The organism is Scardovia wiggsiae (genome assembly GCF_051045985.1).
Taxonomy (GTDB): Bacteria; Actinomycetota; Actinomycetes; order Actinomycetales; family Bifidobacteriaceae; genus Scardovia; species Scardovia wiggsiae.
This window is the reverse complement of record NZ_CP157350.1, coordinates 895,831-920,768: the sequence shown is the minus strand read 5'-3', so window position 1 is coordinate 920,768 and position 24,938 is coordinate 895,831. Positions and strand designations below refer to the sequence as shown.

Sequence of the window (24,938 nt, the reverse complement as noted above, 5' to 3'; positions counted from 1 at the left end):
ATCAGCGGATACGGATACACGGGAACGCAGTTACCCCTTTTTAGTATTTTTACTGTTTTTGTTTTTATTATTTGCAAAAATAGAACGGATATCGAAATGCCGGATTTTCTGCATCATAGTAAGCAGGGAATATGTCACTTTCCGGATCGGGAAATCGCGTTCAGGTGAAACAGGGGTGATATTTTCGGTGAATTTCGTTTTGAATTCATTCAATCCCATCAGGCTCGGCGCAAAGTCACTGCCAATACCCATAAGGTCGTATTCGGTGATACCCTGTTTGCCCAGCTCGCAGCATTCGGCAAAGAGAAGCCTGTCAGTCACATGCATTTTCCGCGCATCTGAACGCATTGCAGCATAGTATCTTACGGCATGCGTACCGCTGACGGTAATGATGGACCATGCTACCACGGCACCGTCAGCACGCGCTGCAAAGACCCGGCAATGCGCGGGACCCAGGCTTGTTATCATATCAGCATAGTTCTTCATAGGTGCGGGGGCAAAACCATCCCGTGAACCCGTATCTTTCATAACTTCGTAGTAAAGTGTGAAATCTGCAATTGCCAAATCTGTTTCATCTGTGCATACCGCTTCACATTCGCGCAGCGATTTCCTCACGTCACGGCGTCCGCGCCGTTTCATACGTGAAAGGATCTCGTCTTCGCCTCCCGTAACATCAATAATAACAGTCTGATCGTAAGGGACGGTCGAAAGGACAGCATGGCTTTCGGGCAGCTGCCTGCTGGATGCCATGCGCACAAAAACAATATCCGGTGCATGGCGGCGTACAAACTGTGTTACAGCATGGAGGACAGCAGATTCTTGTGCAGCCGCGTCAGTGCTGTCCCTGTTCGCTCCTGCCGCATCCTGTGCAGTCCCGCCGAGGAGGACCGGTCCGTGCGCTGCCCTCAGGAAATGGTATCCGTGGGTAGAATACCTGACAAGGCTTATAAGGGCTACAACAGTATGTCCGTCATTGACAGTAAGGAAATGCCATGGTGATCGCCCTTCGATCGTATCCTGATATCGTGCCCACTCTTCAGTCTGTTCAATAGGCAGGGTAATCCCATTATCTGATGCGGTTTTCCGGAATTGCGCACCTGTGACGGGCGATACTGTAAACATAAGCCTCCTCTGTGTTCGTCAGGACAACTGGTCAATTATACTGCCAGGGTATTATTACAGGCTGTATCTGTACGGTTCACTGTCTGCCGGCAGTATTCTTCTGCGTGTCATTCCGCTGGTTCCAGCGTGAATGGAGGCGCATGGCCGTGTTCCATATCCCGGCGAGCGGGTTGAGTGCGCAGTCGAAGGTCCCGATCCAATATGTAGGCTCATTGACCCACAGAAGCTTGAAGTCGCTTATCCCGTCATTAAGCAGGCCGTTGAGGTCGTATAACCTGCTTCCGCGCTGCTGCGCATCTGTTATAGCCGCCCATTTAAGGGCATAGTTGGCACGCAGTTTTTTGCCTTTATCGCTTACGGCTCCCCATAGCTCAAAAGCGGTACCGGCACTGGCAGCATTCCACAGGAACGCCTCGGTTTTCCCTTCTGCCTGCGCCACAAAGATACTGCTGATGCCGTCAAGGCAGTCGAAAGCATGATAATAGAACTCGTCTGAATGCAAGGCAAAACCGTCGTGGCGCGCGGTATCGTGGTACAGTTTCATAATATCGGGCAGGTCGCTGCGCGTAGCCGGCCTGCAGGATACGCCTTCACGCCCGGCTTTGCGTATGTACTGCCGTGCTTTTTTAGAGTGGATGCCGCGCAGGATATCCTCCTGTGTGCCCGTAAGCGGTATTACGGCGGTTTTGGAGATAAGGACGGTAGGGGAAGGGGACCAGCGGTGCGAAAGGGAAGCCTCTGTTACAGCAGGATCGATTTTTACGCTGACTGCATGGGTGTTTTCCGCGCACCATGAGGCGCAGGCGTCTGCAACAGTGCTGAGCGGTACTGATGGGGAGGTTATAGGCCCACGGGGGATATAGCACATATTGCGGAACGGCCATGGAAGCCTCCGGATAAGTATTTGTGCGGCGCCGATCGCGGATCCTCCCTCGGAGACGGATATCCTGCGGACAGCCCACGGCCCTGTCTCTGATTTAAGCTCTCCCCACTGCCATGACTGCAGGGGATGCCCTTCAAGGCTTCCCCATAAGCTGTCCCACGTATGGCGGTCCGTTATTTCAGTTATCTCTGTCATTTCTCACCTGGCTGTGTTGCGCTGTACTGTATCTGTCAGGATACTCTGGATACCTGGGAATTGCCCGGCAGCCCTTAAAATCCTGTAGAAGTAGGTTTGGGGTAATACCGGCGGAACTTGCGCCACTGGCTTATAGAGGATTCGCAATGGTATATGCGGCGCCTGATTGAATTATCGTTTGGATTGACAACAGGGTCTATACGCCTGCGGTTCCTGATGAGGCCGGCGACTTCGTCGGCAGTTTGCGCATCAGTAATATACCGTTTCAGAAGGCGGTCAGGGATCACAGTGTACAGGACCTTGCCTCGCGCAATACGAGGAGCCCTGCCGGTCCTGGCAGTGCTTTCAGCTTTTCCAGGCGCAGGCTTTTTCTGCTGCAGTGCGCCAAGCCGCTGGACTGTATGGGATGGATCCGCAGAAGAGGGGATAAGGTCACGGATAAGCTCTTCCATAGGGTTTATTCCTGCCCCCACACAGTAGAAGCTGTTGCGTCCGATGCGGGGGTTGACTTCCAGGAAATAAAAGGTCCCGGTATGCGGATCCCGCTTTACATCAAAGTTGGCGAAACCTGTGTAGCCTGTTGACTCCAGGAACCTCTGGGCGGGACCCAATATTTCTGCGACAGGCTGTGTGACCATAGCGCAGGGGTTGCCCAAGGTTGCCGGGTGGTGCTCTTCAAGGAGGACCCGGGCGGAAGCCATAAATGTTACCTGTCCCTCAGTATTGGAATATGCGGTGATTGAGTACATGTAGGTATCATCGCCTTCAATAAGCTGCTGGACAGTGAACTTGCCGCGGTAGCCTGCCGTACGCAGGGCATCCCACAGGCTGTCCAGTTCATCCTGGGTGTCGATGCGGTACACTTTCTGGCGGCCTTCAAACTGGATCTGCTCATACTGTGCGCTTTGCGCAGGTTTGGCAATAAGGGGGAAATGCAGGGTATCGGGTACAGGTTGCGGTTTCCAGCTGCTGCTGCCGGCTTTAGAAAAATCTTCATAGAATGATTCAGGGACGGACATGCCGTTGCTGCGTGCAAGCTGTTCAAAAGATTCCTTATCATTGAGTTTCTCAATAAGATCAAGCTGCGGTACGGGCAGTGTATAGAACTGCTCAAGGCGGCTGCGGTTTTCGGCAATTGTCTGGATACGCCACTCAGTATTGGCCAGAAGGATAAGGGTGCGTCCGGCGTCCTCTCTTTTCAGTTTTTCCCCAAGGGAACACAGCTCCTCTATAAGCGGCTGCGCTTCCGAGGCATTTGCGCAATAGTGGCGGGTCAGGATCGCTGAATCGCGGATCGGCAGGGGGTCGTATTGGGTAACAAGGACAGGTTTAACGCCGTAAGCATCATTGAATTCCCTTGCTATCGCATATGCGCCAATATCGCCACCAAGGATTACCGGGAGGAAATCAGCCATGGAGGAGCCCTTTCATTACGGCATCGTCGCCTTCATAAGGGACGTGCTTATTAAACTGTTTGATCCATCGTTCGTTGCCCTTGCCTATAGCGAGGATGACCGTAGTCTGGCCAGAGGCCTTATGTGCATCGCTGACCGCCGCCCGCAGGGCTTCCTCGCGGTCAATAATAATGCTGTGCTCTACATCTGTATTGGTGATATAGCGCTCCATTTCCTCACAGATATCCTGCACTTTTTCGGTATCTGTATCCTCTGTGGTAAAGATGAAACGGAATATCCTGTCTTGGGCAGCTTCGACAATCTCTCTGCGGCGGTCATAGGCCTTGTTCCCCGCTGAGCCGGTAATGAGGATGATCCGGGGGCTGAGAGATCCGTACGTTTTATCAACGTAATCCAGAAGCGCTGCTGTGCTGACGCCGTTATGCGCATAATCAACTATCCCTACTGTACCGTCAGGGGACGTAAAGGTTTCCATACGTCCGGCAATAGTAACCTTTTCCATTGCATGCAGCGCATTTTGCACAGGAGGGGAGCTGAGGTCCATGCCTGCTGCCCGGACGATGGCTACTGCAGCTGCGGCGTTAGCATAGTTGAAATCCCCTGCAATGCTGAGAATAAAAGACCCTAAAGGCGTGGTACCGGCATTGATCAGGAATGACTGGCCGTCGGATGAAGGATAAGCATATACATCCTTGCTGTTTGCAGAAACAGGCGGCCGGCAAAGCCTGAAACGGGAAAGCTGTGTGCTGCAGCGCAGGGCATCCTCTTCCACCAGCCCGGCATGGTCCAGATCCGCATTGATCACGATATGCGAGCTGTTTGCGGTAATTTGCCTTTTACAATAGAAATAGTCTTCAAAAGTCGGATGCTCAATAGGGCTTATGTGGTCCGGGGAAATATTGAGGAAAGCGCCTGCATCGAAGTGGAGGCCATAGACCCGGTCTACTTTATAGGCCTGGGAGGAAACCTCCATAACAAGGTATTCCATGCCGTTATCGGCTGCTTCACACATAAGGCGGAAAAGGTCAAGCGACTCAGGCGTTGTCAGATCAGATTCCGCAAAAGTATGCCCGTCGGTACAGTTGTCCACCGACGACAGGAGCGCAGCCTTACCCTGGGAATAAGCGTTAAGTATGGAATGGGTGAAATATGCGGTAGTTGTTTTGCCTTTAGTACCCGTGATCCCAATAACCGTGAGCCTGCGGGAAGGATATCCGAAAAAAGCGGCTGACAGCAGGGCCATCGATTTTTTTACATCGTTGACAATGATCCCCGCAGCCCCGGTCGATCCGCTGAAATCTTCCTGGGCAACATAGCAGGGAAGCCCTGAGCTGTTTGCCTCCGTGAGGTAAGAGGCTTCAAACCGGCCCTTGCAGAAGAGCAGGGTCTGGCTGCCGACATCCCGTGAATCATAGGAGATATCGGTAAATACCATATCCCGATACTTCGTGCCCAGGGCATCAGCTGAACGGGCCCATTGCCCATCTGCAATAATCTCTCTGAGCTGACCGTGGGAATCAAGTATGCCGATCGCCTGGGCAAGGCTCAGCGTATGGGAAGACGGGGTAGGGGAAAAGGTATCGGGCGAGGATCCTGCAGCCGTTGTCATAGTAGCCTCAAATTATAGTAAACAGTTATTCTCAACACCATCTACTCTATTTTATTACTGAGACGAGTGGCGGGTCTGCCGGTACATCAGCGGGCGGGATGGTTAAGGCGTGCTATAAAATTATCCATAGACGGCATAGCGAACGGTGAGCATATGAAACAGAAGATGACCCTCCAGGAAACATTAGCCCGGCACACGCATACGCATGAAGAAGACTGGTACCCTGTGTTTAAGGCGCGGTATGGGATGGAAGTAGTGTTCCGTGCGCTGCATGATGTTGTCGGCAGCGGGGATGTCCTCACACAGCTCTATACCTGCATAACAGCTGTTGATCCTATCATTGCCGCGGGCCTGGAACCCAAATACGGGGATATTGATTTCGACAGCCTCTCCCTGGCGGCCCCGCTTCCCATCGGCAATAATACACGGGCTGTAGTTTTTCAGCATACTTTCGGTATTATCGCCCAGGATTCCATGGAGAGGGCTGTAAAAGGCCTTCGCGGGAAAGGGGAAGAAGGTAGTGGAGAAGACAGCGGCAGCAGTTTCACCCTTGTTATGGAGGACTGCGCGCACTGCGCAGGCAGGATGGCGCGGAGCGAAGATGGCGTACCTCTGGCAGACATCACTGTATTCTCTTTTGGCGTTGAAAAAATGCTTGATACCCGTTTCGGAGGCGCTGTCTGGGTAAACCCCCGGCTTGGCAGGATGCGCAGCGACGTAGACAGGGAAATCAGGCTGCGGCTGGGAAGCCTTGGGAAAATAGGCATGCGCCTTAACTGTGTTACCAGGGCATATGTTAATCAGAACCGCATCTTGGGCCGTCTTGGTGCTGCGGGAACCTCCCTGCGTACATGGATGGCTGCTGCAGGGCTGTATGAACCCCCTATAAGCGGTGAGGAAATGCGCGGCAGGCTGCCATATAAGCCGATGCGCCCATCTGAGTGGATGAACAGCAAGGCTGCCGCCCAGATCAGCATGCTGCCGTCAAGTGAAAGTGCGCGCAGTGCAATCGTAGATATTTACAGGGATATGCTGGGCAATAGGGATGGTATCAGGATCCCCGGCCGTGTCCTTGCGGCTGGAAAAGCCTTGCCGTTGCTGCGTTTCCCAATTTTTCTGGACAGCACCCGAAAGGCTGAGGCTGCGCTTCAGGCGGTAAGACGAACAGGTGCCCTTGCAGAAAGATGGTACAGGCCCGAACTTTTCCCCGGTGCTGAGGACGCGTCTATCTACCGTATCCCTGAAAACAGGTCTGGTGTGAAGACCAGTACAAAATGCAGCGCACAGGTTGTATGCCTGCCTACCCAGCTTAGTGCCGGGCGTGCCCGGAATGCCTGCCGGGCCGTGCTTTCCGTACTCAGCGCTGTACAGGGAACCACGAATCCCGAACAGGCGGACGCCCCAGGGATTCCAGATAGGCGTTGAACTGTTCTTTCCAGGTTCCATGGGCGTTGCGCTGCCAATCCATAAGCCCTGCAACAGTAATAACCCCGGCCTGCGGGTATGCTGCGCATATAGGCTCTATAAGGTCTACTGCTGCAACCGTATCAGCAGTGGCATCGTGGAAAGACCCGTGAGGCTGCACGCCGTAATAATATGTGGTGTCGGTGAGGGTCCGCCTGCCGCTGCGTTTGGAAACCGCACGGTCAATAACCAGAGGGTCTGCAACGATCAGCTCCCGCTGTGTCCCTGTTAAGAAATTATCGGTATCAGCGTCATTGATCTCAGTAACAATAGGCGCCCGACCGATGCGCCTGAGGTCGCCGTTGAGCATATCGACATCAAAAGGGGCGTTGTAGGCGAGAAGGGGGATATTCTTCAGCTGGGCCTGGACGATAGTGCCTGCAATTTCAAGGATAGCTGTTTTCTGATCAGCACCATGCGCCTCAAGGAAATCGTCGGTGAATCCGTTAACTTTGGAGGCCAGCGGGTTCATCGGTATCCCCGGCGCTATGATCCATTCTGCCACAGTGTCGCCGGCATAGCCCGTCTGCGGGTCGCGCAGAACCAGGCTTGCAGAAACTATAGCATCTTTTCCGGCATAAGTCCCCGTAGTCTCTGTATCGAAACCCAGAAGCAGGGAGTCTTTCAGCGGAGTATCCGGGCTCTGGATTTCCAGTGTTTTCAGGCGTTCCAAAATTGCTGTAGACATATTTGTATGGTACCTGAGGCAGACGAAAACATCTCTGCAGAAACCAGACATGCGGAGGATGTGGGAAACCCAAAAGTGTGGAAGAATAAAGGGGTGGCACATACTTCAGAAACGATATCAGACAGCGGCCAGGACGGTACAGCTGGCAGCAGGCAGTCTTTTCAGGAGCTGGCAGCCCCGCTTATCGACGGGCTGTACCGGTATGCTATGAAATTGACGAACAGCCCTGAAGATGCCCAGGACCTTGTACAGGATACTTTTGAACGCGGTTTCAAGCATTTTGATTCTTTCAGGCAGGGGACGAATTTTGCTGCATGGATGACAACTATTGAGCGCAACCTTTTTTTCAACCAGTATCAGAAGGCAAAGCGCAGTCCCAAGCGTGCCAATGATGAAACAGGCGAATATAATGACTGGGACATATATTCTGCCTCTGAGCATACGGGGGAAGGTCTGAAATCCGCCGAACAGACGTATATCGATGCCTACGCTCCCCAGGAGATAATGGAGGCTCTGAATAAATTATCCCCCGAACGCAGGGATGTGTTCATTGCAGCTGCTATTGACGGGAAAAGCTACCAGGAAGTCGCAGACGAATTCGGTATTAAAATAGGCACTGTGATGAGCCGGCTGAACCGCGCGCGTACGCAGCTGAAAAAAGAACTGGAATCGTATGCTATGGAAAGAGGATATTCCAAAGTGCATCTCGCCAGAGCGAAGCAGAAGGGGGAGGGGACCAGCAACGGATAGTTTTCACTGACTGAGAAGTATCGGAGAGTATGGGAAGAATAGCGGGCAGCAAAGGTTGACCGTGTAGTAATAAGATTTGGATATATCAGACCGGCAGCGGGATAAGGAACGGTTACGATGACAGTTTATGTACGCAACAGGCGCAAGGTGAAAGTAAAGCAGGGATTCCAGTCCCGCGTAGGATGTGTGCAGCGTGTGCGCGCCCATATTGACAGCTCCCAGTTTTCTTACGAACAGGGTGCTGTTGTACGCCATGCGGTACGCAGTACCACCATCCGCAGCACGGCTGATGTTGCATACATACCTGTGGTATCAGTAATAGAGGAAGTTACATGCGGCTGTTCAGACTGTTTCGGCCCGGAAGACCTGTCAGACATGGCTGAAGCTGCGATGCTCGACTGTATAAAACGGGTGCTTCGCCCGCATACCGTTCCGGAAAGTGTCCATGACTGTTTGTCCCGATGCCTTGAGGAATTATGCTCGGGCAATTGCTGACAGCCTGATAAGGTGTAAGTAACTGTTTTAGATCCAGGGGGATTCCCCCTCCTTGAAAACTGGTTTATCTCCTGCTGCATAGGGATCGTACCGTTCTGAGTTGCAGCCGTATTCCTGAAGGTACGAAATTTTCAGGTCTTTATCCCATACAACGAGCGATACACCGTCAAACCCCTGTTTGGGTCCGCCCTGCATTGTGCACTCGAAAGTCCAGAGCACAATACTTTTGTCGGAATCATGAAAGAACCTCTGGATATCCCATGCCAGAACCGTGCCGCGGCTGTTCCATTCAGAAAACCAGTGCCTGATCTTTTCCAGCCCATGGTATTCGGGGCCCCAGCTTTCTATATATGTTGCATTATGCGTAAACAGGCTGCCGATTCCCGCATCATTTTTCTGAAGCCACATATCGAACCAGCTTCGGATCATTCCTTCTTTGTATTGTGGTTCATTGCCCATTGTTCTGCCTCCTTGTGCGGGACTGTACCTGCTATAAGTGTATCCCTGTACAAGGGCATGTTCTTGCTGTATGTATCAAGGATTGTTATGATCTTTCCCTTTTGTTTTAATGATGCTAAAATTTTCCTGCTATCTGAGTATGGCAGTTCATATTCGTTGTGCCCCAGTATTCTCATCCTGCCCTTTTTGTTGTACAGTAATTTTATACATTCGAATTCTCAAAAGCTATATTAGCTCCGTCAGGCATGTTATGAGTGCGGTGATCGTAAGCTTTTTTTATTTCGCCAATAAGTGTTGAACCGATATCACGGGATATCCAATCGACGCTAAGCATAGTATTCTTTTCTTATTAAAAGGTATAGGTATTGAAGTTTACCAGTTATTTGTTACCATGTGCCTGACTTGATAAGAAGGATTTTTGAGCTCTGAAGCGAAGAACTCAGGATAGTATTTTACAGTGTCACCCGGGCTGATCCAGCGGAGGAATTCCCGATGCCCGTTGTCAGCTGAGCTTGTGCAGACAGGATTGAAACTGTCCGGTACTGCCATATAGAAAAAGAAACCGATCTCGTAGTATTTTTTGCCGCTGTTTGATCCCCAGTCACAGACAAAACGGTTCTCATAGATAAACCCTAATCTGTCTACCTTCAGTTTGTATCCTGTTTCCTCATACACTTCGCGGAGCACAGCTTCCTCAGCAGTCTCACCGAACTTAATCCTGCCGCCTACAGAGTACAGATAATCTGAGCCGGTATTACCAGCCATAAGGAATTGAGGACCTTTCATAAGTATTGCACCGACGCGGATATTGACCATCCCGCTGCCTGCGGGAAGGGTAAGGTCTGGTGCGGAAACCATAATGATGCTCCTTTGTGTTATCAGGGGGGAGAAAAAAGAAAGGTATTAGATAAAAAATGCCCTGTATATCACGTACAGGGCATTAAACATTATTGATTTTTAAGCATTTGGCCTTTTGCCGTGGTTCGCTGCCTTTTTACGGCGCTCACGACGCATACGTCCGCGCTTGCCCATAATAACTCCTTTATACGTTTCAATACCTAGGGTATTATTCCACACTCATACGACTTAAACGCATAGTGCCGGCTGCCTGCGATTGTGCAGTGTATTTGCTTTATGCCCTGCGGGCGCTGTAGTGGATTGTGGTGCTTACCTCTTCCCCTGGGGCAATGGATATAAGGCCGATACCGCTGCGGAACGCATTAGCGTATGCGGTCTGTGGTTCCACGGCTACCCCCTGGGGGCGCGTGCTTTCGGGGAAACCTGTACCGGTGCATACCTGGAAGGAGGTTACAGTTCTGTCGCCGCTCAGCTCAACTGTAATGCCATCCGGGCGGGTGAATACTGCAGTGGCCAGCCCGTCCGCATTGTGCCTGACGTCTGTCCATGCATCATCAAAAGGCCGCCCTTCCAGGGTCGGGCCGTTCCTCAGATCGTATTGTGTGCCGTCAACATTTTCGGTCCCGGTAGGAAGGAGCCTGCCGTCAGCAGTGACATGCGTATCGGCAGGGATAGCCAGACGGCACTGTGCATTGGCTGCATCAATGGCATCGCCATGGGCGTCCGACCCATTAGCCAGCCACGGATGCATGGCGCATGCCCACGGGGCGTTTTTAGCGTCAGCATTATGGGCAGTTACAGTAACATGCAGCCCTTCAGCATCTGCAGTATAAACTGCGCGGACTCTCAGATCGAAAGGATAGCCGCTGAGATAGGGCGTCCGCCAGCTTTGTGTGATGCTGGTTTCTGTAACACTGTCGAGATCCCACATAGCACGGTATCCATAGCCATGTATAGCATTGTTCCGCCCATGCTCATCAATGGGAAGCTCATACCGGACCCCCTCAAAAGTATACTGGCCGTCTTCAATACGGTTGGGGTAGGGGATAAGCAGCTGCCCTGCGCAGCTGTGCGGGATATCATCAGCCGGTGAGGGGGTTACGATATCTATCCCTTCCCATGTCAGAGATTTCAGCGCCGAACCCTGCTGAAAGACAACAGCCCGGTAGCTGCCTGATTCAATAATATACTCATTCCCGCGATGGTGCTGGTGCCGCGGGCGGATAATATCCATAGCGTACTCCGTTGTAATCCTGATAAATGATGATAGTCCTTTTAGTGTTCCGGGGCATCATCCCCTCTAAAAAATCCCCGGCCTGTTTCCGTGTAAGCCGGGGATTTTCACTTTTCCTGCAGCAGCCGGTAAAAGCTGCCGGTATATTCCTGCTACTGTGCCAGTTCTGCGAAGTAGAGGAGGGTACGGATCATATTGCAGGTGAAGCCGTACTCATTATCGTAGAAAGCTACTGTCTGTACCAGCTGATGGTCCTCAGTAGTGTTGACAACAGTCTGGGTCGGGTCAAACACGCCGCCGTGGGTATCGCCGATGATATCGGAGGATACGATCCCGTCAGCATTATAGCCGTAATACTCGCAGTTTTCGTATGCTTCCTTGAACTTTGCGTTGATCTCGTCTGCAGTAGTGCGCTTTTCAAGTTCAACAGTCAGCTCTGTTATGGAACCGTCAGGGACCTGCACGCGCTGGGCATGCCCCTGGAGCTTGCCGTCAACGGAAGGTACCACCTTGCCGATAGCCTTTGCAGCACCGGTGCTGTGCGGGATGGTATTCACAGCAGCAGCACGGTTGTTGCGCTCCTTGGAATAGCGCGGGCCGTCAAGGATCATCTGTGTACCGGTATAGGCGTGGATAGTGGTCATGAAGCCGATCTTCACACCCCAATTGTCGTCAAGGGTCTTGATCATGGCTGCCAGGGAGTTCGTGGTGCAGGAGCCTGCAGACACGATGCTGTCGGATGCCTTGAGGATATCATGGTTGACGCCGTATACGACTGTCGGTGTGGTCTCATCTTTAGCAGGGGCAGAAATAAGGACTTTCTTTGCTCCGGCATCCAGATGCGCCTGGCTCTTCTCGGCAGAAGTATAGAAACCGGTGCATTCAAGGACATACTCGACACCGTTATTGGCGACCCACGGGATATTAGATGCATCTTTTTCGGCATAAACAGGGTATTCTTTCCCTTCAACTATGAGGGCGGTATCGGTTGAAGAAACCTTGACCGGAGTACCGTCAGCGTGGCGGAATGGGCCCTGGCTGCTATCATATTTCAGAAGGTAAGCAAGCATGGAAGGCGTAGTCAGATCGTTGATTGCTGCGACTTCAATGTCATTAGCTTCACCGCCTTTTTCCTGAAGCTCAAAAATGCGGCGGAATGCAAGGCGTCCGATACGGCCGAAACCGTTAATACCAATTTTTACTGTCATATATTTACTTCCTTAGGAAAATACCTCACTGGGCCTGCCAGCGGGATAGGCTTTATTGCCAACGGCTCTATTGTATCTGCGAGACTGTACTGAATCAAGGCGCGCGGGTGGCGAATGTGCCGAGAGAAAAGCCCTGCACGGGCATTCGCGTACAGGGCTTTGTGTTGTGAATTCCGGGGATACGTATATCCGGCAGCGGAGCCTACAGGAGATCAAGGAGCTGGGGATCCGCCAATGCGATAACAGCGGCCCGAGCATCTTTAGCTGTACGCGCATCAAGTGCATAGGCAGCCATCTGCTGGCAGGTAGACAGATCATGCATATGCAGGGCAGCCCGAACGGCATTCACTTTGGTTGCAGCCATGGAAAGCGAGTTGACACCGAGCCCGGTAAGTACCAGGGCCATAAGCGGATCACCCCCTGCCTCGCCGCAGACGCCTACAGGCTTTCCTGTAGCTGCCCCGCCTTCGCAGGCAAATTTGATCATGCGCAGGACTGCGGGCTGCCAGGGCGACAGAAGGCCTGCCAGCTCCCCGTTGAGGCGGTCTGAAGCCATAGTATACTGCGCAAGGTCATTAGTGCCTATAGAGCAGAAATCGACTTCAGACAGGATCTGCGAGGAACGGATTGCAGCTGCAGGGACTTCGACCATAACGCCTATTTTCGGCAGGCCGAATCCGCGGGCTTTCTCCGCGAACCATTCCGCCTCATCAACAGTTGACACCATAGACGCCATGACCCAGAGGTCACCGTGCGTTTTCTGATAAGCGTTCGCCAGCGCCTGCAGCTGGGTATCAAGCAGGTCAGTCCGGCGCATCCCCAGGCGCAGGCCGCGTATCCCTAATGCAGGGTTCTCTTCCTTGTCCTGGTTCGCGAAGGCCAGAGGCTTGTCGGCACCGGCATCAAGCGTGCGCACAACAACATGCCGCCCTCCAAAAGCTTCAAGTACCGCGGTATAAATATCTGTCTGCTCTTCAAGGGCAGGGGCCTCTTCGCGCCCGAGGAAAAGAAATTCTGTGCGGAACAGGCCGGAACCTTCAAGGTCGAATGCGGCTGCGCGTTCTGCATCCCCCTCCTTCCCGATATTGGCGTAAAGCGCCACATGGTGGCCGTCGCGGGTTGCACCTTCCCCTGATGACCCTGCCAGTGCTGCAGCCCGGCGGCGGGAACGTTCCTCAAGCTCTGCAATTTCAGTTTCTGTAGGGGAGACGACCACTTCACCGACACCGCCGTCAAGCGCAACCGTGCCGCCGTCATGGACATGCTCTGTAAGCCCACTTATCTTGACGACGCATGGGATGCCAAGCTGTGCTGCGAGTATGGCTGTATGGCTGGTAGGCCCGCCTTCCTCAGTCAGTATGCCCATGACGAGTTTTGGATCAAGGGTGGCGGCTTCAGCTGGCGCAAGGTCATATGCTGCAATTATTACTGGTTCGGTAATATCAGGCACCCCCGGTGCCGGCAGGCCGCGCAGCCGTGCAATAGTACGGTCCCTGACATCATGCAGGTCAGTGACCCTCTCTGCCATGTATCCTCCGAGTTTTTTCAGCAGCACCGCATAATCTTCGACAGCACTGCAAACTGCGTGGGTGGGCCCTTCCCCTTTTTTGAGTTTTTTATCGACCGATTTGATCAGCCCCTTGTCAGCGGCCAGCTGGGCAGTTGCTGCAAGGACTGCTTTGGGTTTTTCATCGGTTGCCAGGTCACGGCGGTTTCTCAGGTCCTCTGCTACAGCCTGCATAGCTTCGCGTATCCTGGCGCTGCCTGCTTCCCAGTCAGTGCATGGACCCTCGTCCGGATCTGCCTCCGGAGCCGGCATAACGAATGCCACGCGGCCGTGGGATGTCCCTGCATATACGCCGATACCGTTCAATATCTGGTGTCCATCAGACATACAAATCCTTATCCTTTCTGTACTTATACTTATTCCTGACAGTACTTATACTTTGCTTTCCGTTGCCCGGCCCGTACCCAGGCCTTATTCTGCATCCAGGTCACGGGCGAGCAGCTGCGCCAGTTCATCCATTTCAACGCCTTTGGAATCGTCATCGCAGGTGATGGTTACTTCATCACCGCCTTTGACCCCTAAAGTCATTATTTCAAGCGCCGATGCGGCATCTGCCTCTTCACCGTTGAAATGCATTGTAACGTCAATGCCTTTGTCGTCAACCGTTTCGGCGACTAAAGCTGCCGGACGGGCATGAAGGCCTACAGATGCGCCTATTGTTGCTGTACGTGAAATCATGGTATTGTCCTTTCGGTATGGTTTTTATAGGCACTGCAGAGGCTTTTCAAGCCCTCTGCAGAATTTTGTAATTTATTTTTATAGCTTGTGGCTGTACTGTTCTGACAGTACCGGCCCTGACAGTGTTTTCCGATGGTAGCGTCTGTCTGGTCTGCGGTCAGGTACCGTCCGGCTTTTCTGCTGATCCTTTCCCTTCGGCTTCCTGGGCTGCCTGCTTGCGGACCCTGGCAATATGCAGGGTCAGGTATGCAATTTCATCATCCGTTATCGGCCCGTTGAGCCGCAGCTCAAGAAGGGATGCAGTAGTCCTTGCACATTTATATTCATCAGGGTAAGAATCCTGTATTGCTTTCGAGATGGCAAGGGGCTCATTGGTCAGCTGTTTGTTCTGATAGCTGCGGACAAACAGGTACCTTAAATGTGTGATGAAACGCCCTATGCTTACCGTGCTCTGGTCAACACTGATAGCGAATTCATTCTCGATTATTTTCACTATCTGCTGGATAACGCCTGTCATCTGGTAGGTATATGACAGGTCCCCTGTAGAGAACCCCGCATTCACCAGATGCAGTGCAAATGCTACGGCTTCAGCCCCGGGGAGGGCATTATCCAGATGGGCATTAAGATAGCTGAGCAGTGCAGTTGCCTGTGAATATTCGTCAGGGTAGAGGGTTTTGACTTCTGCAATGAGGGGATATTCAACAGGCGTACCGGATTTCAGACGGTTCAGCGCCCCCACAACATGGTCGGCCAATGCCACCGTAAGTATGGGGTTAAGGGCACTCCCTTTCACGGAACTGCCGTTACTTTTAGCGATCCCGCACTCCACCAGCGCGTCGGCAACAAGGATAACGATTTCAGGGGGTATCCCTGCGAGCATCGTGGCAACATGGTCGGGGTCCCTTCCATCCGCAGGGATGAATTTTCTGCCTACCCTGGACTCATCTACATGCTGCCCGGGCTTAGCTTGGAAGCCAATACCGCGTCCGGTAATAATGACTTCCTCACTGCCGTCCCGGACGAGGACCACGTTGTTATTGAAAACCCGCAGGATATCCATGTAACCCTTCCTTAATGGGCAACGTCGATAACGTCGGTACCGGGTTCAGCATCAATATCGGTATGGGGAGTAACTGATGCCATTTTCCTGGTATTCGTTACCGTCATAATCGTTGTGGTACTGTATCCGGCTGATTTTACCGTACTGTAATCCACGTCGGCGAGCTTGTCACCTGCATTGACGCGGTTGCCTTTGGACACAGCCACTGTAAAGCCCCGTCCGTCAAGTTTGACGGTATCAATGCCGATATGGACAAGGATTTCAGTGCCGCCGTCGGTTTTGATGCCGTAAGCGTGGCCGGTTTTTGCGACAGTTTTCAGGATGCCGTCGGCAGGCGCGTAAACTGCACCGTCTGCCTCATCCGGGACGATCCCCACACCGTCCCCGAGCGCATGGGAGGCAAATACCTTATCGCCGGTATCTTCCAGCGGTATTGTATGCCCGCGCAGTGGGGATACAATGTGTTCAGCGGATCCGGAGGCAGCGGTACCAGAACCGCTGGCTTCCTGCGGCACGGACACCGGTGCTGCGGAACCGTGTGCAGGAGCAGATGCCTTGCTTTGCAGCGTTATCGGGCTGCCGGATGTTTGTGCTTTTACTGCGGCTTTCTGCTCAGCGGTACGGTAATCGAAGATGAGGATCATGGCCATGGCGGTGAAGAATGCCACGGCAACGGAGATCGCGTAGACCCACATCTGGCTGAATACCGGGATGGTAAGGAGCGAGGTGAAAGCGAAAACATTCGTTGTGACACCGTGTACGGCCTGCCCTTTGACTATTGAAGGGAAAAGCCAGCCAAGCACTGCTATGGTGACGCCGCCGGCTCCGCACCCAATAAGCATGCGTGAATATATCTTCTTGAAACGCAGATGGATGCCGTACAGCGAAGGTTCGGAAACACCGCCGAGCAGGCCTGCCGCCAGCGCGCCGGCAGCAGTCTCCCGCATGCGTGTATCCTTGTCGCGTATAGACAGGATAAGGACACCGCAGGTAGCCCCGAAGCAGGCGAAGTTCCATGTACCCATAGGTCCCTGGATAAAATCGTAAGTCAGTGTATTAATGTTGGCGAGCATAAGCGCGTTAAGAGGCCAGTGGAGCCCAAGCGGCACAAGGAACGGATAAATGAGCGGTATGGCTATGGCGAATACGAATGGTGCATGCAGGTTGAGCCATCCGAGGACAACGCCCAGGCCGTTGCCGACCCAGATACCCAGTGGGCCGAGCAGGAATGCTGTTACAGGGATCATGATCAGCATCGACAGGAAGGGGACGAAAACGAGCTGCACACTGCTGGGGATGATCTTCTGCAGGCCTTTATAGACAAGCGCAAGTACTGCTACCATGAACAGCGGCACGAAGACATTGGAAGAATAATCATTTAGCTGCAGGGGTATGCCGAATACTATGGTAGAACATGTTTGTGTCCCCACGGAATTTGCAGTACAGTGCAGTGCCGCTTTTGCAGCATTCAGGCCGTCGGAATTGCCGAATATTCCGGCATACCCGTCAGGATTTGACAGTGCCAGGTATTGCGGCGTCATTACCGCAGCCATGATTGCTGTCCCGACCCAGGGGTCGACTTTCAGCTTTTTAGCGCCGTTGTAAGCGATCATAAGGGGAAGGAAGTAGAAGACGCCTTTCCACATGGCCTGGATGAAAACCAGTGTCGGGTTGGCGGTGTCATTGGGGATGACTTTGCATGCTATCAGTACATTGACTATTGCAATGATGAGTGAAGCGCCGAGCAGTACTCCGATGATGGGGCGGAAGGAATCTGAGAGGAAATCGAAAAAGGCGTCCACATAACGGTTCTTCCCCTTCACCTTTGCGCGTTCCTGTGCTTTAACGTCCGCATTGGACAGCCCGGCATCACTGTCTGTGCCGACGGCATCATCATCTTCCCCCATCTTGACGGAAGCCATGGAAGGCAGGGATTCGATATCGTTGTAAACAGACTCGACGCCCCCTCCTATAACGACCTGGTAATTATGCGCACCCTGGGATACTCCAGCGAGCACGCCGTCAATAGCTTCAATCTTATCTGTGTCAACGCGGGAAGCATCTTTCAGAGTGAACCTCAGCCTTGTTGCACAGTGGGTCAGGGATGTGATATTGCCTGGGCCGCCTATCTCATCGATTATAGCCTGGGCGGTTTCTTTGTTACCCATATAGTACCTTTCTCGTCAACGAGTGGTCATTGGTATAGATGCCGGGATGCCGCCCTGCGGTGCCTGCCACTGCAGTGTGCAATAAAAAAGACCTGGGAACGCATGTTAAACAGCATGCGTTCCCAGGTCTTGCCTCGTCAGAGTAACAACCCTGTCATCAATGCTTTCATACTATTGGGTTTTTATGAAAATGGCAAATTACCCGTATATTTACGGCGATTCTTTCTTATGTCTGCAGCATAGATAACTTCCTTCCCTTTCCGTGATTGCCGCCCACAGGCGTAAGCTTATGGGCGGCAACCGCATGCAGGCCAGCGGTATAATTGTAGAAAAGGGCCGTATTGGACCGGGCAGGATCAAGGAGGTGCTGATGCTGACTGTTGCTGTCGTTGAAGATGACACTGCTGCTGCTGAGCGGCTTGAAGCGTGCCTGGATGAATACAGCCAGTCCCGTGGTATCCAGTTCAATACTGTCCTGTTCCAGGATCCGGTCCGTTTCCTTAACCCATACTCGGCACAGTATGACATCGTATTCATGGATATTGAGATGCCGTCCATGGACGGGCTGGAGGCAGCAAAACAGCTGCGCCGGCTGGACCAAGGCGTGGTGCTGGTTTTTGTAACCAACCTTGCACAGTACGCTTCCCGTGGTTACGAAGTAAATGCATTGGATTATATTATCAAGCCGTTCACGTATTCGGATTTTGCGCGCAAGATAAGCCGGGCGGTCAAAGTATGTGAACAGGATTCGCGCAGCGTGGTCATTTCCCAGCGCGGACGGGCGCAGCGGGTACTTCTGCGCAATATCATGTATGTTGAAGTCCGTGGGCATGATCTCCAGTATCATCTGGAAAACCGTACGGTAAATTCTGTGGGCACTATGCAGGAAGCGGAGGAGAGGCTTACTGGATTAGGTTTTATCCGCTCCGGGAGGAAATTCCTGGTCAATTCACGGCATATCAGTGCTGTTGAAAATAATACGGTTGTTTTGTCTGACGGGCACCGGCTTCCTGTGGGCAGGGCTTACAGAAAAAGTTTTGTTGCCCAGCTCGCAAAAATTTTAGGTACCGGCTATGGCTCCTGATCTGCTCCTGGCATTTTTCAACTCTTCAGGGTTTGTTTTTGAGCTCCTGTTTTCTATAGCGCTGTTCACGTCGCAGGTAAGGCGCAGGCGGTATTTTGCTGTAAAAGCCCTGCTTTGTGTAATTGTTATGGTGGCTGTCGCCATAATGTGGGATATTGCAGTCCCCGATGCTTCATGGGCAGCAATGGCCAGGTGCCTTGTTTTCTATCTCTGTTTCTATGCAGGTATCCGGATATGCCTGTATTCGGATCTCAGGAAAACCCTGCTTTATCTGGTCGCCGGTGTCACCGCCCAGCATCTGGTTTACTGCGGAGCCCAGCTGCTGGCTTTCTGTATCGTGCACGGTGCAGGGGGCAGACCGTCTCTGGCCCGATATTCCAGTGTTATCTATGCAGCAGCATTGATTCCGTTTTTTATCTGTGTATATTTTCTGTTTGCGTGCAGGATACGGAGGATGCCTTTTGATGATATTGAAGTGAGCACCCGCATCCTGCTCCTTGTAATTGGCGTTTTTCTCAGTGTTACTGTATTCGCGAGTATTTATAACGGGTATACATCCGGTGAGGGCATACCGGGGCCGGTTTTTGTTACTTTTATTATGACCCGCATGATTACCTGTATTTTCCTTCTTGAGCTTTTGGCTCAAATGGTGGACCGTTTTGCTGCCGTACGGCAGAGTGCTGTTCTCCAGCAGCTGCTCAGCCAGCAGAAAAAACGGCTTGCTGCTGACAGGGAAACAATCGATCTTATCAATATCAAGACCCATGATCTGAAAAAGCAGCTGAGCATGCTCAACGGCAGGATTCCCGGTGATGAGATCAATGGGCTCAGGGACCTTGTAACGATTTACGATTCAACTATCCGTACGGGCAATGATGCGCTGGATGTGCTGCTGACGAACAAGTCCCTGATATGCAGGGAACGTTCCATCCAGCTGGAACGTATGATCGACGGGTCCCAGCTGTCTTTTATGAAACCGCAGGACATATACTCGCTGTTTGGGAATGCTGTGGATAATGCGGTCGAAGCGGTGACGCAGATCAGGGATGCATCCCTGCGGTATATCCGCATGACTGTCCGGGAGAGTAAAGGCATGGTCATTTTCCATATTGAAAACCCCTATACGCAGGAACTGGAGTATGAGGATAGCGGCGAGCATGCTTCGCAGCTGGCGGGCGGCAATCCTGAGAAAAGCCGGGGGCTTCGTGCCGGCAGCCTTGTAACGAGCAAGGCGGATAAGCAGTATCATGGGTTTGGTGTCAAATCTATTGGCCTTGTTGCCCAGCAGTATGGAGGCGCAGTTTCCATTGATACTGACGGAGGGATTTTTTCCCTGGATGTTATGATCCCCTCCCGCCATTAGCCGTACTGAATCTCACGGATCAGGGATGCAGTGAACAGGTATGGCAAAGGGCACGTATGCTGTATGCTTGCATAGTATGAGCAATACAGCAAAGAACCGGTTATATGCATTGACCTGTATAGCCTGCGTGGCATGGCTGGTGCAAAGTATCTATGAATATGTGAAGCAGGGGACCCTCACCAGCTATGGAAGCATTATTTTTATCGTCTGCCTTCTTGCCGTTATCACATATACGGGTATCAATGCCCTGCGCGGCTTTGTAAGGAGTGCTGCCCGGACAGGAGGCGATACTGATGCTGAAGAAAGGCCTGTAGAAGGCAGTGCCGGCAAGGCTGATAAGAGCTTTGCGGATTCTTCTTCGGATACTGGTGATACTTTTACAGAGGGCGTTTCTTCCGCTGCCGGTACACCAGCAGCTGGATAATAACAGACCTCCTATGGCCCGTACAGCTGCAGCAGAAGGTACAGCCTCTGCTGCTGTCTGCGGTTCCTGCAGGCCGGTACCCCTGTTTATTTGTTTTTTCGCGGCCTGCGCACAGGCTGATGTTCTTCCTGAGGCTGGAAGTAGGGGAACCGCTTGACAGCCCGGGAATGGACTGCAGGGATAGCGCCTAAGATGAACCCTGCAAGGAGCGCCCCAATCAGTACCCATGAAGCGATATTCTGATTGGTGAAAATAAGGATGATCACGCCGCCCATTGACACAGTCCCCAGGATAGTGGACAGCCGCTGATGGCTTTGCGTCATCTTCCTGGTATCCATCGGCAGGAAACCGAAAACAAGTCCGGCAGACAGGCCGGCAACCCCTAGGATAACGGTGATGATAATAGTTGCGGTACTCATAATGTGTCACACTTTCTGTTTCTGTTTATATGTTTGCAGTACCTTTCCGGACTCAGGCACCTGCCCCTGCGCGATAAAAGATATGCCGGGCATCTAACCCTGTACTGAGGCTTCGGCATATCTGTCTATCAGTCTCCGGTTAACAGGTGCCTGCCCTTTAAGCCCGTCTTTCTGCTCTGCAGTAAGGCCATTGAAGTCGCTGACGCCGGCTATTCTGGCAATCACTTCCTGATAGGTGGTCTCTGAAGTTTTATAAACACCTGTTATGCGTCCGTGCCGCATAATTGCTATACGGTCGGAAACCGCAAAGACATCCGGAAGTGTATGGCATATAAAAACGACTGATTTCCCTCCGGCCCTCAGGCTTCTGATGTGATTGAGAGTTTCGGCCGTTTGTATAACACTCAGGGATGCGGTAGGTTCATCCAGGAGGACGAGCGACGGGTCATTCAGCAGCATCCTCGCCAGTGCCACAGTCTGCCGCTGTCCGGCGGACAGGGCGGAAATAGGGGAGTAGACAGATATTGAGGAGTTCATGGCATTGAGTACCTTCCTTGCTTCCAGGTGCATCCGCTCATCCTGGCGGATGTTCATCTGTGCTGATATTTCAGTGCCAAGGAATATATTTGCAGCCACATCAAGGTTATCGCAGAATTCTACGTCCTGGAACATGGAAGCTATCCCCATGTCTATAGCATCGTGGATGGAGGGTATACGTGCTGCTTCGCCTTTCCATGTAATAGTCCCGCTGTCCGGCTGAACCAGCCCGGACAGTACTTTGATCAGCGTTGATTTACCCGCGCCGTTGTCTCCGACGATGGCAAGCACTTCATGTTTTTCAATGGTAAACGAAACATCTTTCAGCGCCTGCGAAAACCCGAGGGTAACATTCAGATGCCGGACATCTGCCAACGGTGTCTTATCTATCATGCGGGCCTTCTTTCCTCGCTGTGCCGCTATTAACGTCTTGCGCGGCAATCGAATCAAGTTTTATCCGGGAAATGCTGCTGGCAGATTCCAGCCCTAACAGTACTGCACCGCGCTCAGGCCGGGTAAGTGAAGGGTCTGCCAGGATGATTTTTATGGGTGTCAATACTTCAGGGAAAAGCAGCCGCTGGACGGACTCCTGGAATGAATCAAAAAATGAATCGCGGGCTGCAGCGAGCTTCCCTCCAAGTATGATAACTTCCGGATCTACGCTTATGCACAGATCGGCTACTGCAGTACCGATGCGTAACGCAGCATCCGATATGACCCTCCTACATCCGGCATCCCCGCTGTTTGCCTGCTCTATGAGGTCGTCAAGTGTTGTGATATTCCCATGTGTGACAGCCAGCAGTGATACGAGCCGCTGTTCATTGACGACAGTGTTCAGGCATCCCCGGTTGCCGCAGCTGCATACACCCCCAAGGGGATCAACCTGTATATGCCCGATCTCGCCGGCCATACCTGTTGCCCCGCGCATGATTTGGCCGTTCACAACTATTCCCGAACCGATGCCGTCGCCTGCATTGATAAAGACAAAATCCGCCTCCCTTTCTTCGGGGCTGCTCAGCCGCAGCTGCGCCAGGGCTGCAAGGTTAGCGTCATTGTCGATTGTTGTTTTTACATGGAATATTGAGGAGTAATATCCCGGGATATCTACATCTTCCCAGCCGGGGAGGATCCCTGAAACGCTTATTTTCTGGAGTTTATAATCAACCGGGGCTGATAAGCCTACACCGATGCCTATGAGTTCATCTGCTGAAGCATCAATTGATGTCAGGGTTTCTTTAAGCAGGACAGCGGAACGCTCAAGGGTAGAATCAGCCTGATGGCGGGCGCCAAGAGGCAGGGAATGCTGGGCCAGAAGGGTATTGGCAGAATCGGTTATACACAGGTTCAGTGAGCGTACGCCTATGCAGAACCCGGCTGCTATGCCTTCGCGCCGGCTGATGCTTACTAAAGATGCCCTCCGGCCTGACCTTATTGATGATGAGGTTTCAAAAACGCCGTCATCAACAAGCTGCCGGACGAGGTTTGATACTGTTGCTGTTGACAGCCCTGTATTTTCAGCCAGTTCAACTTGTGTAAGGGATCCGAACTTCTGGATGGTATCGAAAAGCAGCGCCTTATTGGCTTCACGAAGTGAAGACTGCGAGCCGGTAAACGGATTCCTCATAACACCAGTATAATGCAGATTGCAGAAGTATGCACCATGTCCATATAGAAAGCAGCATGATCGGTTAAGAATATAAATAGTGCAGGGTTGCGCTGCTGAGCAGTTATTATTCCCTGAAACCGCTATTTCAGAAAGACTCCAGTAAACGTTAAGAATTTATGATAAAAAGAAAAACGACACGAAACTTGATTATTGAATTGACTTCTTAAATTCAATAAATTAGGATAGTGATAGCAGAAAATTTCTGCACCTATGGATCGTATCCATAGATAACCTGGTATTCCTCAAAGGAGAAGGATAACCATGAAAATTACAAAGAAGCTGGTTGCGCTTATTGCAGGTGTGGCAATGCTTGGGGCTATGGGGGCCTGCGGAGGTTCCCGCAGCGGCGCCGGCGCCGGCAGCACAACGAAACTCGAAAAAGGCGCTACTATCGGTATCTCAATGCCGACTAAAAGCGAGGAAAGATGGAATAAGGACGGTAACGGGCTTAAAGCAAAGCTTGAAAAAGCAGGTTACAAAGTCATCCTTTCTTTTGCAGATGATAAGCCTGCCCAGCAGAATGCCGATATTGAGAATATGGTCAACAACAATGCCAAGATTGTTGTTGTTGCGTCGAAAGACGGCACTGCAGTCGGCCCGGCCGTCGAAAAGGCCAAGGATGCAGGTGCTACAGTTATTGCTTATGATCGCCTGATCATGAATACCAACGCTGTCGATTACTATGCAACTTTCCAGCTCGAACAGGTAGGCGTCCTGGAAGCCAGATATATCATCGATAAGCTCGGGCTTGAAAAGGGAGCTACAGGTCCTTTTAATGTGGAGCTTTTCACGGGTTCTCCCGATGACAATAATGCCAAGTATTTCTTCAAAGGTGCGTGGGATCTGCTGAAACCGTATTTTGAAAAGGGGATACTTGTTTCCCCGTCAAAGCACGGAGGCGGCGTGACCAGCAAATTCACGGTCGGTGACTGGCAGAAGATCTCCGTACAGAGCTGGAAAGCGGAACAGGCGCAGAAAGATATGGAATCAATCCTTGACTCAACGTATTCCCATGGGGAGAAGCTTTCCGCAGTTCTTTCCCCCTATGATGGGATCAGCCAGGGCATTATCAATGCAATAGAATCGAAGCGGCCGGATATGGTGCCGGGCACTGATACTTGGCCGGTTATTACAGGCCAGGATGCTATGGAGCTAGCAATTTCGAATATCGCAAAACAGAAGCAGGCCGAAACGGTGTTCAAGAATGTCAATAAGCTTTCTGATGCCGTATATGACATGATCCTGCAGATCGCAGACGGCAAGGAAGTTACCGGGCTGAACGGCAAGTTCAATAACGGCAAGAAAGATGTACGGTCCAAGCTCCTTGACCCGCAGAATATCACTAAGGATAATCTCAGTGATCTTGTCAAGGCAGGATATGTTACCCAGTCGAAGTTTGACCAGCTGACGGGCAAATGACCTTACCAGGGCAGGGCAGGGGCTGCGGAGTTTTCTGCAGCCCGGGCTCCTGCCCGGCTTATCTAAACCGTATAAATAGAAATATATACGACTATTTAAGAAGCCAGGCAGCATGGCACATGCCGCGATGCGCATGTACCGCTGCACTTCAGATAATGGGGGATTATTATGGC

The 24,938-nt window shown here is 52.0% G+C and carries 26 protein-coding genes; 7 read left to right on the top strand and 19 right to left on the bottom strand.

Features of this window, described 5'->3' with window-relative positions; all coding sequences use genetic code 11:
- Positions 1-30 precede the first annotated feature (30 nt).
- From ABKA16_RS03910 to ABKA16_RS03895, 4 genes are all read right to left on the bottom strand, one after another.
- Positions 31-1,122, bottom strand: a complete 1,092-nt coding sequence (locus ABKA16_RS03910) for a lipid II:glycine glycyltransferase FemX (RefSeq protein WP_380998495.1) — start codon at positions 1,120-1,122, stop codon at positions 31-33.
- A gap of 76 nt (positions 1,123-1,198) precedes the next feature.
- Positions 1,199-2,200 carry a lipid II:glycine glycyltransferase FemX gene (locus tag ABKA16_RS03905; RefSeq protein WP_380998498.1) on the bottom strand — a complete coding sequence of 334 codons (1,002 nt, stop codon included), beginning with the start codon at positions 2,198-2,200 and terminating at the stop codon, positions 1,199-1,201.
- A gap of 74 nt (positions 2,201-2,274) precedes the next feature.
- Complete coding sequence (locus ABKA16_RS03900) at positions 2,275-3,615, bottom strand: hypothetical protein (protein ID WP_380998501.1); 1,341 nt, start codon at positions 3,613-3,615, stop codon at positions 2,275-2,277.
- Positions 3,608-5,224: a Mur ligase family protein gene (locus tag ABKA16_RS03895; RefSeq protein WP_380998503.1), complete on the bottom strand. Its 1,617-nt coding sequence runs from the start codon at positions 5,222-5,224 to the stop codon at positions 3,608-3,610. Before ABKA16_RS03895 ends, ABKA16_RS03900 begins: the two co-directional genes overlap by 8 nt.
- A 153-nt stretch (positions 5,225-5,377) precedes the next feature.
- Here ABKA16_RS03895 and ABKA16_RS03890 point away from each other — a divergent pair, with 153 nt between their 5' ends.
- Positions 5,378-6,649, top strand: a complete 1,272-nt coding sequence (locus ABKA16_RS03890; RefSeq protein WP_380998506.1) for a DegT/DnrJ/EryC1/StrS family aminotransferase — start codon at positions 5,378-5,380, stop codon at positions 6,647-6,649.
- Here the strand turns inward: ABKA16_RS03890 and ABKA16_RS03885 are convergent.
- Positions 6,582-7,376 (bottom strand): exonuclease domain-containing protein, encoded by a 795-nt coding sequence (locus ABKA16_RS03885; RefSeq protein ID WP_380998509.1) that lies wholly within the window; start codon positions 7,374-7,376, stop codon positions 6,582-6,584. The genes ABKA16_RS03890 and ABKA16_RS03885 overlap by 68 nt on opposite strands.
- 6 nt (positions 7,377-7,382) lie before the next feature.
- Between ABKA16_RS03885 and ABKA16_RS03880 the strand changes: the two genes are divergently transcribed.
- Both ABKA16_RS03880 and ABKA16_RS03875 read left to right on the top strand, forming a co-directional pair.
- Entirely contained in the window at positions 7,383-8,126 is a 744-nt protein-coding gene (locus ABKA16_RS03880) for a sigma-70 family RNA polymerase sigma factor (protein WP_380998512.1), read from the top strand.
- Positions 8,127-8,243: 117 nt separating this feature from the next.
- Entirely contained in the window at positions 8,244-8,621 is a 378-nt protein-coding gene (locus ABKA16_RS03875; RefSeq protein ID WP_380998515.1) for a hypothetical protein, read from the top strand.
- Positions 8,622-8,648: 27 nt separating this feature from the next.
- On the opposite strand, the gene ABKA16_RS03870 is transcribed toward ABKA16_RS03875, so the two are convergent.
- The 11 genes from ABKA16_RS03870 to ABKA16_RS03820 form a co-directional block, all read right to left on the bottom strand.
- The gene (locus ABKA16_RS03870; RefSeq protein ID WP_380998518.1) at positions 8,649-9,050 is read right to left on the bottom strand and encodes a nuclear transport factor 2 family protein; all 402 of its coding nucleotides are present in this window, start codon (positions 9,048-9,050) and stop codon (positions 8,649-8,651) included.
- On the bottom strand, positions 9,047-9,256 hold the full coding sequence (locus ABKA16_RS03865) for a hypothetical protein (RefSeq protein WP_380998521.1): 210 nt from the start codon (positions 9,254-9,256) through the stop codon (positions 9,047-9,049). Before ABKA16_RS03865 ends, ABKA16_RS03870 begins: the two co-directional genes overlap by 4 nt.
- 26 nt (positions 9,257-9,282) lie before the next feature.
- On the bottom strand, positions 9,283-9,414 hold the full coding sequence (locus ABKA16_RS03860) for a hypothetical protein (protein ID WP_380998524.1): 132 nt from the start codon (positions 9,412-9,414) through the stop codon (positions 9,283-9,285).
- A gap of 38 nt (positions 9,415-9,452) precedes the next feature.
- A complete protein-coding gene (locus ABKA16_RS03855) occupies positions 9,453-9,938 on the bottom strand; it encodes an NUDIX hydrolase (RefSeq protein ID WP_380998527.1) in 486 nt (161 codons plus the stop codon).
- A 99-nt stretch (positions 9,939-10,037) separates the two neighbouring features.
- Positions 10,038-10,112, bottom strand: coding sequence for a 50S ribosomal protein bL37 (locus tag ABKA16_RS03850; RefSeq protein WP_372656330.1), 75 nt, complete (start codon positions 10,110-10,112; stop codon positions 10,038-10,040).
- Positions 10,113-10,212: 100 nt separating this feature from the next.
- Positions 10,213-11,172 (bottom strand): aldose 1-epimerase family protein, encoded by a 960-nt coding sequence (locus ABKA16_RS03845; RefSeq protein ID WP_380998529.1) that lies wholly within the window; start codon positions 11,170-11,172, stop codon positions 10,213-10,215.
- 152 nt (positions 11,173-11,324) lie between these two features.
- Positions 11,325-12,380 (bottom strand): type I glyceraldehyde-3-phosphate dehydrogenase, encoded by a 1,056-nt coding sequence (gap, locus tag ABKA16_RS03840; RefSeq protein ID WP_380998532.1) that lies wholly within the window; start codon positions 12,378-12,380, stop codon positions 11,325-11,327.
- 202 nt (positions 12,381-12,582) lie between these two features.
- Complete coding sequence (gene ptsP, locus ABKA16_RS03835; protein ID WP_380998535.1) at positions 12,583-14,274, bottom strand: phosphoenolpyruvate--protein phosphotransferase; 1,692 nt, start codon at positions 14,272-14,274, stop codon at positions 12,583-12,585.
- 84 nt (positions 14,275-14,358) lie between these two features.
- Positions 14,359-14,625, bottom strand: a complete 267-nt coding sequence (locus ABKA16_RS03830; RefSeq protein WP_380998538.1) for an HPr family phosphocarrier protein — start codon at positions 14,623-14,625, stop codon at positions 14,359-14,361.
- 157 nt (positions 14,626-14,782) lie between these two features.
- Positions 14,783-15,685 carry a PRD domain-containing protein gene (locus ABKA16_RS03825; protein WP_007147128.1) on the bottom strand — a complete coding sequence of 301 codons (903 nt, stop codon included), beginning with the start codon at positions 15,683-15,685 and terminating at the stop codon, positions 14,783-14,785.
- An 11-nt stretch (positions 15,686-15,696) separates the two neighbouring features.
- Entirely contained in the window at positions 15,697-17,853 is a 2,157-nt protein-coding gene (locus ABKA16_RS03820) for a glucose PTS transporter subunit IIA (RefSeq protein WP_380998542.1), read from the bottom strand.
- A 289-nt stretch (positions 17,854-18,142) separates the two neighbouring features.
- On the opposite strand from ABKA16_RS03820, the gene ABKA16_RS03815 reads away from it, so the two are divergent.
- The 3 genes from ABKA16_RS03815 to ABKA16_RS03805 all read left to right on the top strand — a co-directional run bounded on the left by ABKA16_RS03815 (position 18,143) and on the right by ABKA16_RS03805 (position 20,724).
- Complete coding sequence (locus ABKA16_RS03815; RefSeq protein WP_434156643.1) at positions 18,143-18,937, top strand: LytR/AlgR family response regulator transcription factor; 795 nt, start codon at positions 18,143-18,145, stop codon at positions 18,935-18,937.
- Positions 18,927-20,300, top strand: coding sequence for an ATP-binding protein (locus tag ABKA16_RS03810; protein WP_380998545.1), 1,374 nt, complete (start codon positions 18,927-18,929; stop codon positions 20,298-20,300). The genes ABKA16_RS03815 and ABKA16_RS03810 overlap by 11 nt, the downstream gene beginning before the upstream one ends.
- 76 nt (positions 20,301-20,376) lie before the next feature.
- Positions 20,377-20,724, top strand: coding sequence for a hypothetical protein (locus tag ABKA16_RS03805; RefSeq protein WP_380998548.1), 348 nt, complete (start codon positions 20,377-20,379; stop codon positions 20,722-20,724).
- An 86-nt stretch (positions 20,725-20,810) separates the two neighbouring features.
- Here ABKA16_RS03805 and ABKA16_RS03800 read toward each other — a convergent pair whose 3' ends face one another.
- The 3 genes from ABKA16_RS03800 to ABKA16_RS03790 all read right to left on the bottom strand — a co-directional run bounded on the left by ABKA16_RS03800 (position 20,811) and on the right by ABKA16_RS03790 (position 23,304).
- Positions 20,811-21,143, bottom strand: a complete 333-nt coding sequence (locus ABKA16_RS03800; protein WP_380998551.1) for a hypothetical protein — start codon at positions 21,141-21,143, stop codon at positions 20,811-20,813.
- Positions 21,144-21,236: 93 nt separating this feature from the next.
- Positions 21,237-22,073, bottom strand: a complete 837-nt coding sequence (locus ABKA16_RS03795; protein WP_380998553.1) for an ATP-binding cassette domain-containing protein — start codon at positions 22,071-22,073, stop codon at positions 21,237-21,239.
- Positions 22,063-23,304, bottom strand: a complete 1,242-nt coding sequence (locus ABKA16_RS03790; RefSeq protein WP_380998555.1) for an ROK family transcriptional regulator — start codon at positions 23,302-23,304, stop codon at positions 22,063-22,065. Before ABKA16_RS03790 ends, ABKA16_RS03795 begins: the two co-directional genes overlap by 11 nt.
- A gap of 303 nt (positions 23,305-23,607) precedes the next feature.
- Here ABKA16_RS03790 and ABKA16_RS03785 point away from each other — a divergent pair, with 303 nt between their 5' ends.
- The gene (locus ABKA16_RS03785; RefSeq protein WP_380998558.1) at positions 23,608-24,765 is read left to right on the top strand and encodes a substrate-binding domain-containing protein; all 1,158 of its coding nucleotides are present in this window, start codon (positions 23,608-23,610) and stop codon (positions 24,763-24,765) included.
- Positions 24,766-24,938: the final 173 nt, after the last annotated feature.